This is a genomic window from Streptomyces pactum (genome assembly GCF_016031615.1).
Taxonomy (GTDB): domain Bacteria; phylum Actinomycetota; class Actinomycetes; order Streptomycetales; family Streptomycetaceae; genus Streptomyces; species Streptomyces pactus.
Genome location: NZ_JACYXC010000001.1, coordinates 6,774,359 through 6,790,990, shown reverse-complemented (window position 1 = coordinate 6,790,990; position 16,632 = coordinate 6,774,359). Strand labels below are relative to the sequence as shown.

Below are 16,632 nucleotides of genomic sequence, written 5' to 3'. Positions count from 1 at the left end.
GCGGCGCACCCGCAGCCGGCCGGTGCGCCGTGTGCCGATGTGCCGCGGTGGGGTCGGGCGGCGGCCGTCAGCCGGCCAGCAGCTGCATCCCGCCGCTCGGGTCACCGAACGTCAGCCGGCAGGTGTCCGCGCGGTAGGTGGCCACCGCCACGGCGGCGGTGCGGCCCTGCGCGTAGTAGCGGGTGGTGACGATGAGGACCGGCGAGCCGGGGAGCCGGTCGAGCTCCTTGGCGTCCTCGGCCCGGGCCGAGCCCAGCTCCACGGCCTGCTCCTGGCCTTCCAGCTCCAGGCGGGCCAGCTCCCGCAGGAGCGTCCGGGCGCGTGCCGTGCCGCCGGGGGCGTCGATGGAGCTGAGGTGGGGCACCGAGGCGTCCGGGATGTACAGCAGCTCCGCGGCGAGCGGCTGACCGTGCGCCAGCCGGGTGCGCCGCACCACGTGCGTCGTACGGTCCGGCTCGGTGCCGAGCAGCCGGGCCACCGCCGGCGGCGGGGTCGCCTCGTCGCTGCCGACGGGCCGCCACGGGTCGGCCGTGTCGTTGATGCCCGGCCAGGAGTGCGCCGGGTCGCCCACCGAGACCCCGACCCGGGGCGGCGCGACGGTGGTGCCCACGCCGCGCCGGCGCTGCAGCCGGCCTTCCAGTTCCAGTTGCTCCAGCGCCTGCCGGAGCGTGGCGCGCGCGACACCGAACCTGGCGGCGAGCTCCCGCTCGTTGGGGAGGATCTCCCCCACCGCGAACTCCGAGTCCAGCGCGTCGCTGAGCACCGTCTTCAGGTGCCAGTACTTCGGCTCCGGCACCGATTCGAGCTGCGTGGTCCCCACCCTGTCCTCCGCGTTTCGCCGTGTCCCCTGGCGGACCGTGCCTGACGAACTCCGCGCCCCGTCCGGGGTGTCGAGCGGACCCCGGCGAGTTATGCGCGCTTCTTTATTAAAGGTTGTTGCACTAACTACGACTGCGACCATAAGGCGGGACACCTCCTTGGTCAAGACCAATCCTCGGTCCGTTACCGTCGGTACCGGAAACGATTCCGCGTACCGTTCACAGGGTGTTCGTGTATCGACCGGAAGGTTGCGTGGGGTATGGAGCGGCAGGTCACCGTGGTGACGGGTGGGGGACGCGGGATCGGGGCGGCCGTCGCCCTGCGACTGGCACAGGCGGGCCATGACGTCGCCATCGGGTACCAGCGGGACGAGGAGGCCGCGCGGCGGTCGGCGGCCGCGGTGCGCGCCGCCGGTGTCCGCTGCGCGGTGGTGCGCGCCGACACCGCGGTCGCCGAGGACGTCGAGGCGCTGTTCGACGCGGTGGTCGAGGAGCTGGGCCCGGTCACCGGCCTGGTGAACAACGCCGGGATCACCGGGCCGCTGACCCGGTTCACCGAGGTCTCCCCGGAGGTCGTCCGCCGGGTGGTGGACGTGAACGTCACCGGGGCGCTGCTGTGCGCCCGGCGGGCGGCGCGGGAGATGTCCACCCGGCTCGGCGGATCCGGCGGCTCGGTGGTCAACATCTCCTCGGGCGCGGCGACGACCGGCAGCCCCGGGGAGTACGTGCACTACGCGGCGAGCAAGGCGGCGGTGGACGCGATGACCGTCGGGCTGTCGAAGGAGCTGGCCGCCGAGGGCATCCGGGTCAACTCGGTGCAGCCCGGTATGACGGTGACCGACATCCACGCGACGATGGGCGACCCGCAGCGGCCGTGGCGGAAGGCCGACCGGGTGCCGATGGGCCGCCCCGGCGAGCCCGAGGAGGTCGCGGCGGCGGTGGCGTGGCTGATGTCACCGGAGGCCTCGTACACCACCGGGGCGGTGCTGCGGGTGGCCGGCGGCCTGTGACCCGCCCGGCCCGGCGCCGGGGACCGGAAGACCGGTGTCCCGGCACCAGGGCCGGACGGGGACTGCGGCCCCGGACGGGGTTCACTCCGGGGCGCGGCGGCCGAGCGGCAGCAGGTACTGCAACGGCTGGTCCAGGTCGTCCAGGCCCAGCAGTTCGTGGGCCAGGTCGTCGTGGAAGCCGCCGAGCGGGGTGCCGGCCAGGCCCAGGGCGGTGGCGGTGAGCAGCAGGGTCTGCGCCAGGTGGCCGGTCTCCAGCAGGGCCAGGCGCAGGGCGCGCAGGCCGTAACGGGTGCGCAGCAGGCCGAGGTTGACGTACAGGCCCAGGACGACCGGTGCCCGCTCCACCCCGATCCGGTCGGGGTCGTCGGCCGGGCGGGTGAAGTAGGTGGACAGCGGCTGGATCTCGGTGACGGACGGCGCCGGGCCGATGCGCCGCAGGGTCCGCCGTTCGGGTACGCAGTCGTAGGTGGCCGGCGGGAGCCCGGCCACGTCCAGGGCGATCAGCCGCACCCGGGCGGTGTAGAGGGCGCCCGCGCTGGGGTAGGGGCGGTGCACCAGGGTCCGGGACGAGCCGTCGGCGAGGCGCTGGGCGGACCGGCCGCTCTCGGCCAGCGCGGTCCACAGCAGGGTGCCCAGTCGGGTGGCGTCCAGCGGGCCGGTGAGCGCTCCGCGCAGCGACGCCCGGCGGGCCAGCACGGTGTGCAGCGGCACCTCCGGCGGCGGGCCGGCCGGCAGGGCGGTCTCCGCGGGGTCCGCCGTCGTGGCCGGCCCGGCGTCCGGTTCCAGCGGCCGGAGCGCCGAGTCCTGCCCGCGGCCGATCTGGAACTTGCTGCGTTCCAGGTACTGCAGGTCGGCCGCGCGGTGCCCGTCGGGGAAGAAGGTGGGCGGCTCCCCGGGGTCGAGCAGCGTCCGGGAGGCCAGCCGGCACACCGCGCGCTCCTCGTCGGGGCCGACGCCGAGCCGGTTGAGCAGCATGTGGAGCTGGGACGCCCAGACCCAGGGCAGCGCCGCGGCGTCCGGGCCGAGTTCCGCGCGCAGCCGTGCGTCGGCGTCGCCGACCTGTCGCGCCCACTCCGTCAGCCAGGGGTCGGCCGTCCCGGCCGCCAGGCCGGTCCGCAGCGCCCGGGCGCGCGCGGCGAGCGCCGTGCGCTGGGCGGCGTGGACGGTGTTGACCCGGGCGTGCACCGCCGCCCCGGGGAGCAGCGGCACCTCGGTGACCCACCGCCAGCCCGCGGCGTGGCGCCGCAGCCACCGGGCGGCGGCCAGCCGGTCCATGCCCAGGCCGTGGGCGGTCGCGTGGGCCAGGTCCGCCGCGGTGGTGAGCCGGGCGGAGCCGCCGGGGGCGGCCGGGAGCGCGCGCAGCGCGGCGAGGGCCACCCGGGTGGCGACCGTGAACATCCGCTCGGCGGCGGGCAGCGCCCGCGGCCCGCCGTACCGCCGGGTCTCCGGGACGTACGGCACGGTGCGGATCTCGCCGTGGTACGACGGCCAGGGGCCGGCCACCGCCGGGCGGGCCTTGGCCGCGCGGACCAGCGCGGCGGGGAGTTCGGCGGCGGCGCCCGCGGTGAGCCCGCGGACCCGGATGCGCAGGTGCGGGCCGTCCTCGCCGTAGCGGATGAAGAACCAGTCGGCGGCGTCCCCGGCGGCCACCAGCCCGTCCAGCAGCGGTGCGGCGTCCTGGGTGAGGAAGGCGTCGGTGTCCTCGGTGCCGGAGTGGAGGAAGAGGTGGTAGCTGTGCCAGGTGTCCGTCGTCACGTGCGGCCCTCGTTCTCGGCTGGGGTCGGGTGGGGTCCGGCCGGCGCCGGTGGCGCGGCGCCGGCGGCCGGTCAGGGGAAGGGGTGCGGGTGGAGCGGCAGGTCCCGGTGGCGCAGCGGCCGGCCGGTGCGGCCCAACCGGTGCGGGACGTCCAGCAGCCGGGGCAGCCCGCGGGTGCGGTGGTTGACGTGCCCGAAGGTCATCGGCAGCGAGCCGGGCACGATCACCTTGGCGCAGTACAGCCCGAGCCGGTCGCGCAGTCCCGGTTCGGTCTGGTCGACGGCGATCACCTCCAGGCCGGTGCCGGCCAGCCGGCGCACGGTGGCGTCGAGCAGCACGGACAGGTCGGTCACCGGCTCCGGTGCCCCGGGCCAGGTCTCGGCGACCGACCGGAGCGGGGTGTCGGCGAAGAGGAACTCCAGCCGCGGGGCGGCTTCCGGCAGGGCGTTCAGGCCCACGTGGTCGTCGAGGGTGACGACGAGGTCGGGCCGCTCCAGCATCGGCCGCAGCCGCCGCGGGTCACGCGGGCAGCCCTCGGCGCGGGCGCGGCGGGGGGCTTCCAGGACGTTGGTGACGACCTCGGCGACCGCCGACCGGATCGCGGTGCGCGGGTCGTGGTGGGCCCCGGCCGCCAGCAGGACGCGGGGGGCGTCCGGGTGCGTGCCGCGGTAGCGGCAGACGGCCACCACGGCCGGCACGGCGAAGTCGTTGGTGGCGTCGAGGAGGAGCAGCTCGTAGCCGGCGGTGGCGGCCCGGTCCGCCAGCCAGGCCACCTCCGGGTCACCGGCCGGCGGCCGGACCCGGGGCAGCGGGGTGGCCGGGTACCAGGCCATCAGGAAGGCGTCCCGCTCGGCGACCTCGAACAGGCCGTGCAGCACCGCCTCCTCGGGGCTGTTGCCGAGGCCGCAGCCGTTGGACGACTCGTAGACCACGCGGGGCCGGTCGCCGGGCACGTCCCAGTAGGCCACGTGTTCGGGGACGGCCAGGACCCGGCGGTGGGTGAGCGACCAGCCGTACACCCAGTCCAGTTCCAGCTCCGGGGTGTAGGGCACGCTCCGGGACGCGGGGTGGCCGTGGTGGGCGGGGTCGGGCAGCCCCAGCCGCTCCGGGTCCAGCGCCCGGTCCGGCCCCAGCGCCCGGAAGGGGGCGCGCAGCACGGTGCGCCGGCCGGTGGGGCGCATCCCGGCGTACCGTTCGACGCTCTCGAAGAGCGCGATCCGCTCGCTGCTCACGAAGTCCTGGCCGCGGCCGTACCCGCCGTCGTCCACCGCCCGGCCGTCGGTGACGAACGCCGAGGTCAGGCAGGAGGCGAGGTCCTCGGCCCGGAACAGCGCGCGCACCGGGCCGAACCGCTCGTCGTACAGGGCCTCCCGCATCCGGCCGGCGCCGGTACGCGGGTTGGGGCCGCGCAGCACCGCCGGATCGGGCAGCGGGCGGGGGCCGGCGGCCAGCGGCCCGGTGCCGGCCGCGGAGTCGGGCGGCAGCGGGTGGCACACCGGGCAGCCGCCGACCGGGCGGACCCGGTGGGTGGACCAGGTGGCGCGGGCGGTGTGCACCAGGTACACGGTGGCCGCCCCGGCGCCGGCCGGCCCCGCCCCCGGCCCGTACGGCTCCGGCGGCTCGTACGGCTCCGGCGGTGCGCCGGGGTGCCGGGGCCCGCCGGGGTGCCGCGGGGTGCCGGGGTGCCGCTCCTCGCCGGGGTGCTCCCGTCCGGCGGACTCGCGTGGTGCGGCCGGCCCCGGTGGTGACCCGGGGGGTCGCGCCGTCCCGTGCTCCGTCGGCCCCCGCGGCCGCCCGCGGTCCCCCGGGCCGCCGCCACTCCCCGCTGTCCCCGCTTCTCCCGATCCCCCCGCTTCTCCCGCCTCCCCGGCTCCCCGCCGCACCCCCGGACCCCCGGGGTCGCCGGGCCCGCCCGGGTCGGCCGGTGCCAGCAGGTCCATGGCGAGCGCGCCGAGCGCCGCGCCCAGCGACGGCGGCACCACCCCGGCCAGTTCCAGTTTCGGGCTGTGCCAGGGCACCCGGCCGCCGGCGGTGGCCAGCCGCTGGTACTCCACGCAGCGCAGGCAGGCCGCGGCGCCGGGGCGCAGCACCGGGCCGACCACCGCCAGCGGCCCGTCCAGGCGCACCGGGACGAAGGTGACCGGGTGGCCCAGGGCGTGGCGGCTCAGCTCCTCGGCGAGTCCCGGGGTCCAGTCGGTGAGCAGCACCACGGCCCGGCCGGCGGTGGTGGCGCGCGCGGCGGTGGCGTCGAGCACCGGCACCGGCAGCGGGCCGAGCGGCGGGGCGGGCGCGGTCATCGGTCCTCCTCGGTGACGAGCACGGTGAAGCCGAACGCGCGGAGCAGGGCGGCCAGTTCGACGTCCCGGGTGGCGCCCGGAGCCGCCTCGGCCGGGAGGCCGCCGGTCAGCCGGCGCAGGGCGTCCTGGAGCGCCGGTTCACGGCCGGCCGTCCCGGCCAGCCAGCCGTCGGTCCAGCCGTCGTCCTCCCAGGGAGCGCGGCGGCCGTCCGCGGCGGCCAGCGGTGCCGCGGCCCCGCCGGCCGGGGCCGGCGGTTGTTCCCCGGCGCCCTGCGCGGCGGCGCTGACGGCGGCGACGGCCGACAGCGCGGCCCAGGCCACCGCGTCCCCCGGCGTGGCCTCCACCGCGTACACCGGCACCGGCAGGTCCGCCGTGCCGTGTGCCGTGACCGGGGCGGGCCGCACCCGCAACGCCTCCTCGCCGGGCACCGGGGCGCCCGTCGCCCCGTGTCCCGGGACGGCCTCCACCGGACGCGTCGTCACCGCATGCGTCGTCACCGGCGCGGCCGCCGGCCCGCGCACCGCCTCCGGGGCGGCGGGCGAGGGGAGCGGGGCGTGGTGGACGGTGGCGAAGTACACCCCCTCCTCACCCGCCCGGAAGACCTCCAGCCGGGCCGGTACACCCAGCCGTACGGTGAGCGTGGTCCACCAGTGGCGGGCCTGCGGGTGGCCGTCCCAGTCGGCGGCCGGCAGCGGGGAACCGGCCCGGCGGCGGGCGGCGTACCGGGCGGCGGCCCGGCGCAGCGCGCGGCCGCGGGCGTGGCCGGGGACGCGCCGACCACGGCCCCGGGGCCCAGCCGCACCTCGCAGGCGCGGCAGAACGCGTCGAGGCGGGCCAGGTCGGTGCGCGGCGCGCCGGCGAGCACGGTGGTGCCGGGCAGCGGGCAGGCGGCGAGCGGCACCGGCAGCTGGCACAGGGTACCGGGCGCCGGTGCGGGCAGCGCCCCGGTCCGTTCGTCGGTGAGGGCGGCGGTGCGGGCGAGTGCGGTGGCGAGACCGCCGGCCGGGCCGAGGCGCGCGCGGCGGTCCGCGTCCAGCCGGTCCGGGCCGAGCCAGCTGCGGTAATCGGCCCGCGGCGGCCGGGCGGTGGCCACCAGGACGGCCGGCAGGCCGGGCAGCAGCCGCGGGTCGTCGCCCTCCCCGGCGGGGTCGGGCAGGCCGCCGGCCGCGCACAGCAGGCGCTGGGCCGCGGCCCCGGCGAGCAGTGCGGTGGTGGCGGGCGCAGGCGCGGCCGGCGGGCCGGCGCCGAGCCGCGCGGCGAGGGCGGCGGCGTCCGCGCCCGCCTGCGCCGGGCCGCCCGGGGCGGTGACGTAGCCGCCGTCCCGGCTCTCCCCGGCGGCGACGGCGAGCCGGCGGCCGGCGGCACCGGTGCGCAGCAGGACCGCGCCGGCGGGCAGGTCCCGGCTTCCGGCGCGGGAGACCGTGGCCCCGGCGGCGCGCAGCGCCCGGGCGGCGGCGTCGGCGAGCGGGCCGGCGGCGGCCCCGGTCAGCACCGTGACCGGGGTGGCCGCGAGCACGGCGGTCGCCTCGGCGGGGGTGGTCGGCGGTGGCGGCGATCCAGGCGGGGCCCGGGCCGGGGTCCGCCGCGACCAGCAGGTCGTGGGCGTGGAGATGGCCGAGGAGGGTGTCCAGTGCGGTGCGCAGGGGCGTTCCGGGCGCCGCCTGCGACACCGGGCCGGTCCACTCACCGGTGCGCAGCGGCTCCTGGAGCAGCCGCCACAGCGCCGGCAGCGCCGGGCTGCCCTCCAGGGTGATGCTGCCGCGCCGGCCGCGCAGGTGGAGGCCGTCGCGCAGCGGGGTGACGGCGACGCCCGGCCGCAGCCGCCACCGGTCGGCGACGGGCTCCGGGGCGGGTTCGGGTGCGGGGGCCGGGGTGGTGACCGGTTCAGGAGCCGGGGCGGGAGCAGGCCCGGGGACGGGGGCGGTGCCCCGGTCGGGGGCCGGGGCGTGCTCGGGTGCGGGCCCGGTCCGCCCCGGCCGCCGGGGCCCGGTCGGCGCCGGCGGTCACGCGCCGCCCTCCGCCGTCGCGATCGCCGCGGTGAGTTCGGCCCGCCAGTCGCAGCCGGTGAGCCGGGGTACGGCGCGGATGACCAGGTGGGCGGCGAGGTAGCGTTCCAGCGGCGGGACGTCGCAGAGGGTCAGCAGCCGGTACAGGCCGTTGGTGCAGGCCCGGTAGACCAGGTAGTCGGGCCGCTGCCACATGGTGCCGGCCGGGTCGGAGCGGGCCAGCAGCCGGTGGAACTCGCTGTAGCGGGTGCGGGCTTCGGCGTCCCAGCGCTCCAGCGCCGCGGCGTCGCCGGTGGCGGCCGCCCGGTCCCGGTAGGCGCCCGGGGAGCCGTGCAGTTCGGTACCGGCCGCGTGCCGGGCGTGCGCCAGCCGCCAGGCGGCGGCCGACCAGTGGGCCCACTCCCGTTCCCAGCCTCGTGCCCCGCCCCCGGCGATCCGGCCGACCAGGGCGGTGACCGCCTCGCCGCCGCTGTCCCAGCGGCGGTCGAACGCGGCCCGCAGCCTGCCGTCCGGGTCGTCGTGGACGAGGAAGTCCTCCAGGTGGGAGACGTAGGAGTAGTGGCCGCCGGCGAGCCCGCCGGGGTGTGCCGCGGCGTGAGCGGCGAGCGCGGTGACGGCGAGCTGGACGCGGGCCCGGGCGGTGTCGCCGTGGTCGCCGAGGAAGGCGGTGCCGGCCCGCAGCGCGGGCAGTCCGGTGCGCAGCAGGTCGTCGCGGAGCTCCAGGCCGCCGGTGCCGAGGAGCTCGCGCAGCGCGGTGCGGTCCACGGGTTCGGTGCGGACGGTGTTGTCCGGCACGATCGGGCCGTGGGGCGGGGGGACCAGCTCGGCGCGGCCGGCCTGGGCGGCCCGGTCGAGGAGTTCGGCCTCGGTGAGGCCGCTGTGCGAGGGGTGGTCGTGGACCCAGGCGCGCAGCGCGGCCTCGGCGGCGGCCGCGGCCGGGTCGAGCCGTTCGGCCGGGCCGGACAGGCGCAGCCGCAGGTGCGGGCCGTGCAGCCAGTGCCGTTCGACGTGGGCGGTCAGTCCCTGCGCGTCGCCGGCCGCGGCGAGCGGCAGCAGCGCCTCGCGCAGCAGCGGTGCCTTGACCGGCTGGTGGTAGTACACGACCACGTCGCGGCAGGCGGCGTCGGCGGGGTGGACTCCTGGCACGATCGGTTCCCTCGGCTCTTTCGGTGGCGGGTCAGGACGGCCGTGCGGCGCGGTAGGTCTCCAGGACGAGTTCCACGGCCCGGGCCGGGGCGGCGGCCCCGCCGGGTGCCGGCAGCGCCTCCTCCAGTGCCGCGCCGTCCGGGTGGCGGGCCAGCCACTTGGCCAGGCAGCGCAGGTGCAGGGCGTTGCCGAGGTCCACGAACTGCGGCTTGGGGCGGGCGAGCCGGGTCAGGAAGTCCTCGGCGGGGCGTCCGGTGGGCGCGGCGGCGACCGGGTGCAGGAAGACCTGCTCGGGGAGGTCGAGCAGCGCCCGCCAGCGGGCCACCGCCGCGGCCGGCACCTCGGGCCCGGCGGTGAGGTCCGCGACGAACGCGGCGAGGACGCCGGGGGGCAGCAGCCAGCGGCGGCGGAGCAGGACCACGTGGCGGTGGCGCAGCCGGGGCGTAACGATTACCCGGCCGCCGGGGGCCGTCAGCGGGTGGCGGGGGACCAGCGGCTGGAAGTCCACCATTCCGTGCGGCAGGTCGCTCAGGTGGGCGGCGATCCGGCGGGGCAGCATCACCGGGGCGAGGAAGCCCGGGTAGAGGACGTCGAGCGGTTCGCCGGTGCCGCGCAGCCGCAGCCGCAGCTGGTCGGCGGCCTCGTCGTGGGCGAGTTCCAGGTCCGGTTCGCCGATCGGGGCCCAGCGGCGGTCGGGGCCGATCTCGTCGGGGACCAGGAGCGGGTGGAGGTTGGCGTTGAACCCGCCGACCGGCCGGAGCTGTGCGGGGCGGGCACCGGGGCCCAGCGCGTCGTGGATCTGCCGGGAGACCGCCTCGGCCGCGCGCGGGTCGAGGAGGTCCAGGAACCGGCTGGTGAACCGGCCCCAGCCGCCGTAGACGCGGTTGACGCACAGCAGCCCGGCGGCGGGGTCGCGCTGGAGGAAGCAGGCGTAGCCGGCCGGGCGGGCCACCGCCCAGCGGGGCAACCGTTCGCCCAGGCCTTTGACGAGGTCGCCGGGGAGCACCACGTCGGTGTCGGCGGTGTCCCGTCCGGCGCCCGCCGCGCGGACCCGGTCGGCCAGTTCGCCACGGAGGGCGGCGAACTCCTCCGCGCCGGTGGGGAAGGCGGCCCGGTCCGCGGGGTCGAGGGCCGCGATCCGGGCGGCGTCCTGCCAGGCGGCGGCCGTCTCCGGGCCGAACTCCCACGGGTGGGCGCAGCTGCCGCCGCTGCCGTACCGCCGGACGAAGCGGTCGCGGGCGGCGCGGCGCACCAGGTGGCCGAGGTCGAAGAGTTCGGCGAGCGCGGTGACCTCGGCGAGGGCTTCGTGGTCGGCGCCGTCGAGGAAGCCGTCGAGCCGAGCCGGGCGGGGCGCGACGACGTCCTCGGAGAGCACGTTCAGGGGCGCGGCGCCGGGCGGTACGGGCCGGCCGGCGGCGGCGAGCAGCTCGGTCCAGTGCCGTACCAGGGTGCTGACGCGGGCGGGCCGCTCGGCGGCGGTGGCCGGCCCGAACCCGGCGGTGAGCCGGGCGACGGCGTCGATGCGGTCAGCCAGGTCCCGGTCCTCGGCACCGGCCGGTTCCCGGACCTCGGCGCCGGGCTGCTCCCCGTCCGCGGCACCGGCCGGGCCCTGCTCCTCGGCGCCGGCCGGGCCCCGGTGCTCGGCACCGGCCGGGGCGGCGAGGCCGCGCAGCCAGTCCGTGAGCCGGCCCAGCGGGTCGTCGTCCTGCGGCGGCACCGGTTCGGTGGGCACCAGCAGGCCGGCCCGGCACAGGCGTTCCAGGAAGGCCTCGGCCGCGGCCCGGCCGTCGCCGGCTCCGGCGCCGGACAGGGCGGCGGCGAGGTGGCCGGCCAGCTCCTCCCGGGTGACCGGGTGCAGGGCGCGGGCGGTCACCAGGCCCAGCGGTCCGGTGTTGGCCAGCTCCGCCTCGTCCTCCTCGGTGACCAGGTAGCGGCCCCCGGCGAAGACGGTCCGGCTGCGGGAGTAGGTGACCCGGTCGCCGGTGACCCGCGCGGTGCTGGTGACGCGGTGCGGCAGCCCTACGCGGCGGTGCGGGGCGTCCAGCAGGGCGGCGGTGAGCGCGCTGGTGAGGGTGCGGTTGACGGTGACCCGGGTGTGCAGCGGGCCGTCCAGCGGGCCGGGGTCGCCCCAGTCCCGCCGGAGCGGGCGCCCGTCCGGCGGTTCGGGCAGCGGGCCCCAGCCGACCGCGGTGAACCACGACAGGGGGCTGGTCTTGGTGCTGGCGCGCAGGGCGTAGCGCAGGACGTTGGGCTCTTCCTTCCGCGTCCGGCGGTCCGCGGTGCCGTCGCCGGCCCGTTGCACGGCCCGGAGCAGGTCGGCGCTGGTGAGCGCGGTGGCGCGGGCGAGGGCGGGCTCCCGGCAGAGGGCGGCCAGGGCGGCGCGTTCGGCGTCCAGCGCGGGGCCGGCGGTGCGGTCCAGGGTCTCCAGGAGGGCACGGCGGCGGTCGTGGAGCGTGAGCCAGCGGGCCAGCCGGGGCAGCCGCCGGGGCAGGTCGCCGAGTGCGGCGAGGACGGCGGGCCGGGGTTCGCGGCCGTTGTGCAGGGCGCGGCGCAGCGGCAGCACGACGTCGCGGTGGAAGGCGGGCGGGTGACCGGACCGGCTGGCGTACAGGTCGTCGCCGAGCGCCGGGACGAGGGCGGCCGACTCCCGCTCGACGTCGGCGAGTCGGGCGAGCACCGCGCGGAGGTCCGCGCCGGCCGGACTCTGCGCCGGGTAGGTGAGCACGGTCGCCCGCACCAGCGCGTACGGTGCCGACCGCACCCGGTACCCGGGGTCGTGGCCGGTGCTCACGGAGTGCCGCATGCGTCATCCCGTCCCGTCGTGTGGTGGTGCCCGTCCCGGGCCGCCCACCGTGCGGGGGGCGGCCCGGGACGGGCGTCGGCCTGCCGCGGACGCCCTGCCGGGCGTCCGCGGTCAGCCCACGTTGAGCGAGTCGGTCTGCGGCTGCGGCTGCGTGCAGGACGAGGAGCCCTGGCAGGAACAGCTGCCCCACGAGGCGCCGCCCTCGGGGAGCGCGGCGGTGTCGCGCATCGAGGTGACGGTCAGGTCACCGAGGTCCAGCTCCAGGTCCTGGAGGTCGAAGGCGTCACTGCGTACGGAGTCAGACATGTGAATTCTCCTGCGACGAAGGGGTGAAGGCTGATGTGCACTCGATCGAGCCGTGCTGATGGCGCCTTGTGCGGGGGTCACGGAACGCGTCGCGGAGGGGAAAACCGCACCACGACGCCCGTAGACCCCGGTGATCGCGGAGTTGCGGGTATGACTATATGACTGAACTCGCTGATGCCAACCGGCTTTTAGCGGGCCATCTGCGGATTGGCTGGGTTATTCCGTTGGCCGACATGCGATATGCAGCTATACCGGCCGGGCCGCGGAGCAGGGACATCACCCGGAAGCGGTGACTCCGCCGCCCCGAAGGCCACCGGAGCGCCGGGGTCCGGGGCCCGGCCCAGGCGGCCGGGCAGACGCGGCGGCCCGAGGCCGGCCCGCTCCCGGATCGCACCAGGTCACCTGCTCCGCCTCCCGGTCGCGCCGGGACGTCCGCCCCACCCGGAATCGCCACCCCGGACCACCGTCGCCCCCGCCCGCCGCCCCGGCCGCACCAGGACCCCGCCCGGCGGTGCCCGGCCCACCCGGCGCCGGCGGATCACCCCACCCGGGCCCGCACCCGGCACCCCCAGGCCTGCACCCACGGGCCCGCACCCGACTCCCCAGGGCCGCCCCGGGTCCCCGGCCCGCCCTCGCCCCGGACCCGCCCGCCGTACGCACCTGCGCCCCGCCCCATGACCGACCACCCCGCACACCCCGCGGCGCCGCCCGGCCGGGCCCGCCCGACTCGGCACCGGCCCCCGACCGTCTCGGGACCGGGCTCCCGGCCGGGTCCCGTCGACCACCTTCCGGCGGCCTCATCGGCACCTTTTCCCGGGATTTCCGTTTGAGCGCCGAATCGCGGGTAGCCGGATTACCGAGGCAGATATGACAAACACACCAAATGAGACCGACGACACGCCGCCGAAGGGCGGCTCGTCCCCGGTGGCGCTGCTGCGCTCGGGATGCGAGCAGCTCACCGAACTGACCGGACTGCGGCCCGAGTCGGTGACCCGTTTCGAACGGGCCGACGAGGGCTGGCTGCTGGAGGTGGAGGTGGTGGAAGTGGCCCGGGTGCCGGAGACGATGAGTCTCCTGGCGCTCTACGAGATCTCCCTCGACCACGACGGAATGCTGACCGGTTACCGCCGCGTCCGGCGCTACGAACGCGCCCGCGGCGACCGCCACTGAGTGGCATGACCGGTCCGGAGAGGAATGAGACACCGACATGACGGTTGTTCCCGCGGAACGTACCGGCGGCGGAGGCGGCAGCAGCGGCCTCTACGACGTGCTGGAACTCGTTCTCGACCGCGGCCTGGTGATCGACGCGTTCATCCGCGTCTCCCTGGTCGGCATCGAGATCCTCAAGATCGACGTACGGGTGGTGGTGGCGAGCGTCGACACGTATCTGCGCTTCGCCGAGGCGTGCAACCGCCTGGACCTGGAGTCCGGACCGCACAAGTCGGCCGGGCTGCCGGAGCTGGTGAACGGCGCGACCGAGAGCGGCGCGCGGAGCAAGACCAAGGGCGCGCTCTCGGGCGCCGGGCAGGCCGTCTCCCAGGCGGCGCGCGGCCTGAGCGAGACGCTGCGCGGCGGCCGGGAGCAGCAACCGGAGCCGGCCGCCGGATCGGATGAGGGCGAGAGCCGCTCCGGCAGCCGCCGGACCGCGGCGAAGAAGTCGGGGGAGGACGCGTGAAAACCTACGTCTACGGCATCGTGCCCGGCGGCCAGCCACCGCTTCCGGACCGGCTGGAAGGTGTCGGCGACCCGCCCCGCCCGGTGCGCGGGGTCCGGGCCGGGGAGCTGACCGCGCTGGTCAGCGACTGCCCGGAGGGCATCCGCCCGCGCCGCCGTGACCTGATGGCCCATCAGCGGGTGCTCACCGAGGTCGGCAAGGTGTGCACCGTGCTGCCGATGCGCTTCGGCAGCGTCTCGCCCGACGAGTCGCAGGTCCGCGAGGTGCTCACCGCCCGCGCCGCGGACTACCGCGACCGGCTGCGGCGGCTGGACGGCCGCAGCGAGTACAACGTCAAGGCGGTCCACCACGAGCAGGTGCTGCTGCGCCAGCTGCTGGACGAGGAGCCGGGGCTGCGGGAGATGGCCGCGGCCAACCGTTCGGCCGGCGGCGGCAGCTACGAGTCCCGGCTGCAGACCGGCGAGCGGGTCGCCCGGGCCGTGCAGGACCGCGAGAAGGTCGACGCCGAGCTGGTCACCGAGGCCCTCACCCCGCTGGCCGAGGAGCACCGGCCCGGGCCGGAGAGCGGCGGCTGGTTCGTCAACCTCTCCCTGCTGGTGCCCCGGGAGGGCGGGGCGGCGGTGGCCGAGGCGGTGGACCGGCTCCGGCGCGAGCACCCGCGGCTGGACCTGCGGCTGAACGGGCCGCTGCCGCCGTACAGCTTCGTCGAACCGTGATCCTCTCGTTCGTCGGCTGGGTGCTGCGCCAGGTGGTGACCCAGGCGGAGCGGGAGTACTACGACCCGGCGCGGGTCCGGCGGGAGCTGGCCGAACTGGAACGGCGGCTCGACGACGGGCTGATCGACGAAACCGAGTTCGAGCGGCAGGAGGATCTGCTGCTCGACCGCCTGGAGGAGGCGCACGCATGGACGCAAGAGATCCGCTGACCGCCCCCGCCGCGCCGCGCCCCGCCGCTCCGGCCCGCCCCGGCGGGCTGGAGCCGGCGGGGGGCTCCAACCTCGCCGACATCCTGGAGCGGGTGCTGGACAAGGGAGTCGTCATCGCCGGCGACATCCGCATCAACCTGCTCGACATCGAACTGCTCACCATCAAGCTGCGGCTCGTCGTGGCCTCCGTGGAACGGGCCAAGGAGATGGGCATCGACTGGTGGGAGGACGACCCGTCGCTCTCCTCCCGCGCCGGGCGGCGCGCCCTGGACGCCGAGAACGCGCGGCTGCGGGCCCGGCTCGCCGAACTGGAGGCCGCCGGGGCACAGGCCGGCGGCGACCGTCCCGCGAAGGAGGACGAAACCCGGTGACCACCATGGACCGACCACGCCAGGAGCTGCGGTACGTCTACGCCGTCACCCGTGACGGACGGCCCGCGCCCGCCCTGCCCGGGGACCTGCACGGGGTGGCGGGCGGCCCGGTGGACACCGTCCGGCACGCCGGCCTCACCGCCCTGACCGGCCCGGTGCCGGCCGCCGAGTTCGCCGAGGCGCCGCTGCGCGCCCGGCTGGAGGACCTGGACTGGCTGGCGGACGTGGCCCGCGCGCACCACCGGGTGGTGGACGCCGCGACCCGGACGGCCGGCTGCGTCATCCCGCTGCGGCTGGCCACCGTCTGCCACGACGAGCCGGGGGTGCGGAATCTGCTGGAAGCCGGCCGGGACCGCTTCACCGAGGCCCTGGACCGGCTGGACGGCCACCTCGAATGGGGCGTCAAGGTGTACGCCGCGGCCACTCCCCCGCCCGCCGCCGCGGTTCCGGCCGGCGGCCCGGGGGCGGCCGGTGGTACGGACGGGGCGGGGTCCGGACGGGCCTATCTGCGCCGGCGGAGCGCCGAGCGCCGGGCGCGTGACGAGCGGTGGCAGCTCGCCCGGGACGGTGCGCGGCAGGTCTACGAGGAGCTGACGCCGCTGGCCGCCGACACCCGGCTGCACGCCCCGCAGAACACCCGGCTCTCCGGGGTGGCCGAGCCCAACGTCCTCAACGCGGCCTTCCTGGTGCCCGGCGCCGCCGGCGAGTCCTTCGCCGCCCGCGTACGGGACCTGGGCGGCCGGCTCCCGGCCGTCCGGCTGGAACTCACCGGGCCCTGGGCCCCGTACTCCTTCCTCTCGCCCGACGACGACCCGCCGGCCGCCGCGCCGGTCCCGGGCGGCGGTGGGGGGACCGCATGAGCACCGGCGCCCTGCCCGAGCAGCGGATCGCCCTGGTGGACCTGCTGGACCGGCTGCTGGCCGGCGGGGTGGTGCTCACCGGCGACCTCACGCTGCGGATCGCCGACGTGGACCTGGTCCGGATCGATCTGCGGGCCCTGATCAGCTCGGTGAACGACACCGTGCCCGCACCCTGGGAGGAGAAGTGAGCGGACGCGTGGAGCTGGACCAGGACACCGTGGAGCGCGACCTGATGCGGCTGGTGCTGACCGTGGTGGAGCTGCTGCGGCAGCTGATGGAGCGGCAGGCGGTCCGCCGGGCGGAATCCGGTGGCCTCACCGAGGACCAGGAGGAGCGGATCGGCCGCACCCTGATGCTGCTGGAGGAGCGGATGGACAGCCTCTGCCGGCAGCACGGGCTGCGGCGCTCGGACCTCAACCTCGATCTGGGACCGCTGGGCCCGCTGCTGCCCCCGGAGGACGTCCCCTCCGGCGGCACCGGGGCCCCGGCGCCGGCCGGGAGCCCGGTCCTCGCCGAGCACCTGTCCGCTGTCGACTGGACGGGCCCCGACGGGCCTCCGGGTCCGCCCGCGCGCTGAGGCCGGCTCCGCCCGGAGGTCCCCAGCAAGCCCGTGTGCCGCGGATGCCGTGCGGTACCGCGGGTCTCCGGACGCCGCGGCGG

The 16,632-nt window shown here is 77.6% G+C and carries 17 protein-coding genes; 9 read left to right on the top strand and 8 right to left on the bottom strand.

Annotated elements, in window-relative coordinates; all coding sequences use genetic code 11:
* Window positions 1-67: 67 nt before the first annotated feature.
* Entirely contained in the window at window positions 68-820 is a 753-nt protein-coding gene (locus IHE55_RS26830) for a GntR family transcriptional regulator (protein ID WP_197991390.1), read from the bottom strand.
* Between the two features lie 258 nt (window positions 821-1,078).
* On the opposite strand from IHE55_RS26830, the gene IHE55_RS26825 reads away from it, so the two are divergent.
* Window positions 1,079-1,828 (top strand): SDR family oxidoreductase, encoded by a 750-nt coding sequence (locus IHE55_RS26825; RefSeq protein WP_197991389.1) that lies wholly within the window; start codon window positions 1,079-1,081, stop codon window positions 1,826-1,828.
* A gap of 81 nt (window positions 1,829-1,909) precedes the next feature.
* Here the strand turns inward: IHE55_RS26825 and IHE55_RS26820 are convergent, their stop codons facing one another.
* The 7 genes from IHE55_RS26820 to IHE55_RS26785 all read right to left on the bottom strand — a co-directional run bounded on the left by IHE55_RS26820 (window position 1,910) and on the right by IHE55_RS26785 (window position 12,141).
* Window positions 1,910-3,583, bottom strand: coding sequence for a thiopeptide-type bacteriocin biosynthesis protein (locus tag IHE55_RS26820; RefSeq protein ID WP_197991388.1), 1,674 nt, complete (start codon window positions 3,581-3,583; stop codon window positions 1,910-1,912).
* 71 nt (window positions 3,584-3,654) lie between these two features.
* The gene (locus IHE55_RS26815) at window positions 3,655-5,880 is read right to left on the bottom strand and encodes a TOMM precursor leader peptide-binding protein (protein WP_232265711.1); all 2,226 of its coding nucleotides are present in this window, start codon (window positions 5,878-5,880) and stop codon (window positions 3,655-3,657) included.
* The gene (locus IHE55_RS26805) at window positions 5,877-6,362 is read right to left on the bottom strand and encodes a hypothetical protein (protein ID WP_197991387.1); all 486 of its coding nucleotides are present in this window, start codon (window positions 6,360-6,362) and stop codon (window positions 5,877-5,879) included. Before IHE55_RS26805 ends, IHE55_RS26815 begins: the two co-directional genes overlap by 4 nt.
* 11 nt (window positions 6,363-6,373) lie before the next feature.
* The gene (locus IHE55_RS26800; protein ID WP_197991386.1) at window positions 6,374-7,396 is read right to left on the bottom strand and encodes a hypothetical protein; all 1,023 of its coding nucleotides are present in this window, start codon (window positions 7,394-7,396) and stop codon (window positions 6,374-6,376) included.
* Between the two features lie 487 nt (window positions 7,397-7,883).
* On the bottom strand, window positions 7,884-9,032 hold the full coding sequence (locus IHE55_RS26795) for a lantibiotic dehydratase C-terminal domain-containing protein (protein ID WP_197991385.1): 1,149 nt from the start codon (window positions 9,030-9,032) through the stop codon (window positions 7,884-7,886).
* A gap of 31 nt (window positions 9,033-9,063) precedes the next feature.
* Window positions 9,064-11,835, bottom strand: coding sequence for a lantibiotic dehydratase (locus IHE55_RS26790; protein WP_197991384.1), 2,772 nt, complete (start codon window positions 11,833-11,835; stop codon window positions 9,064-9,066).
* A gap of 111 nt (window positions 11,836-11,946) precedes the next feature.
* Window positions 11,947-12,141, bottom strand: coding sequence for a thiazolylpeptide-type bacteriocin (locus IHE55_RS26785; protein ID WP_197991383.1), 195 nt, complete (start codon window positions 12,139-12,141; stop codon window positions 11,947-11,949).
* An 867-nt stretch (window positions 12,142-13,008) separates the two neighbouring features.
* Here IHE55_RS26785 and gvpO point away from each other — a divergent pair.
* Genes gvpO through IHE55_RS26745 form a run of 8 tightly spaced genes read left to right on the top strand, consistent with a single transcriptional unit; the run spans window position 13,009 to window position 16,549 of the window.
* Entirely contained in the window at window positions 13,009-13,311 is a 303-nt protein-coding gene (gvpO, locus tag IHE55_RS26780; RefSeq protein ID WP_197991382.1) for a gas vesicle protein GvpO, read from the top strand.
* A 37-nt stretch (window positions 13,312-13,348) separates the two neighbouring features.
* Complete coding sequence (gene gvpJ / locus IHE55_RS26775) at window positions 13,349-13,816, top strand: gas vesicle protein GvpJ (protein ID WP_197991381.1); 468 nt, start codon at window positions 13,349-13,351, stop codon at window positions 13,814-13,816.
* Window positions 13,813-14,532: a GvpL/GvpF family gas vesicle protein gene (locus IHE55_RS26770; protein ID WP_197991380.1), complete on the top strand. Its 720-nt coding sequence runs from the start codon at window positions 13,813-13,815 to the stop codon at window positions 14,530-14,532. The genes gvpJ and IHE55_RS26770 overlap by 4 nt, the downstream gene beginning before the upstream one ends.
* Window positions 14,529-14,741 carry a gas vesicle protein GvpG gene (locus IHE55_RS26765; protein WP_197991379.1) on the top strand — a complete coding sequence of 71 codons (213 nt, stop codon included), beginning with the start codon at window positions 14,529-14,531 and terminating at the stop codon, window positions 14,739-14,741. The genes IHE55_RS26770 and IHE55_RS26765 overlap by 4 nt, the downstream gene beginning before the upstream one ends.
* The gene (locus tag IHE55_RS26760; RefSeq protein WP_197991378.1) at window positions 14,720-15,112 is read left to right on the top strand and encodes a gas vesicle protein; all 393 of its coding nucleotides are present in this window, start codon (window positions 14,720-14,722) and stop codon (window positions 15,110-15,112) included. Before IHE55_RS26765 ends, IHE55_RS26760 begins: the two co-directional genes overlap by 22 nt.
* A 5-nt stretch (window positions 15,113-15,117) precedes the next feature.
* Window positions 15,118-15,972, top strand: coding sequence for a GvpL/GvpF family gas vesicle protein (locus IHE55_RS26755; protein WP_197992271.1), 855 nt, complete (start codon window positions 15,118-15,120; stop codon window positions 15,970-15,972).
* Entirely contained in the window at window positions 15,969-16,160 is a 192-nt protein-coding gene (locus IHE55_RS32795) for a gas vesicle protein (protein ID WP_197991377.1), read from the top strand. The genes IHE55_RS26755 and IHE55_RS32795 overlap by 4 nt, the downstream gene beginning before the upstream one ends.
* On the top strand, window positions 16,157-16,549 hold the full coding sequence (locus tag IHE55_RS26745) for a gas vesicle protein K (protein ID WP_197991376.1): 393 nt from the start codon (window positions 16,157-16,159) through the stop codon (window positions 16,547-16,549). The genes IHE55_RS32795 and IHE55_RS26745 overlap by 4 nt, the downstream gene beginning before the upstream one ends.
* Window positions 16,550-16,632: the final 83 nt, after the last annotated feature.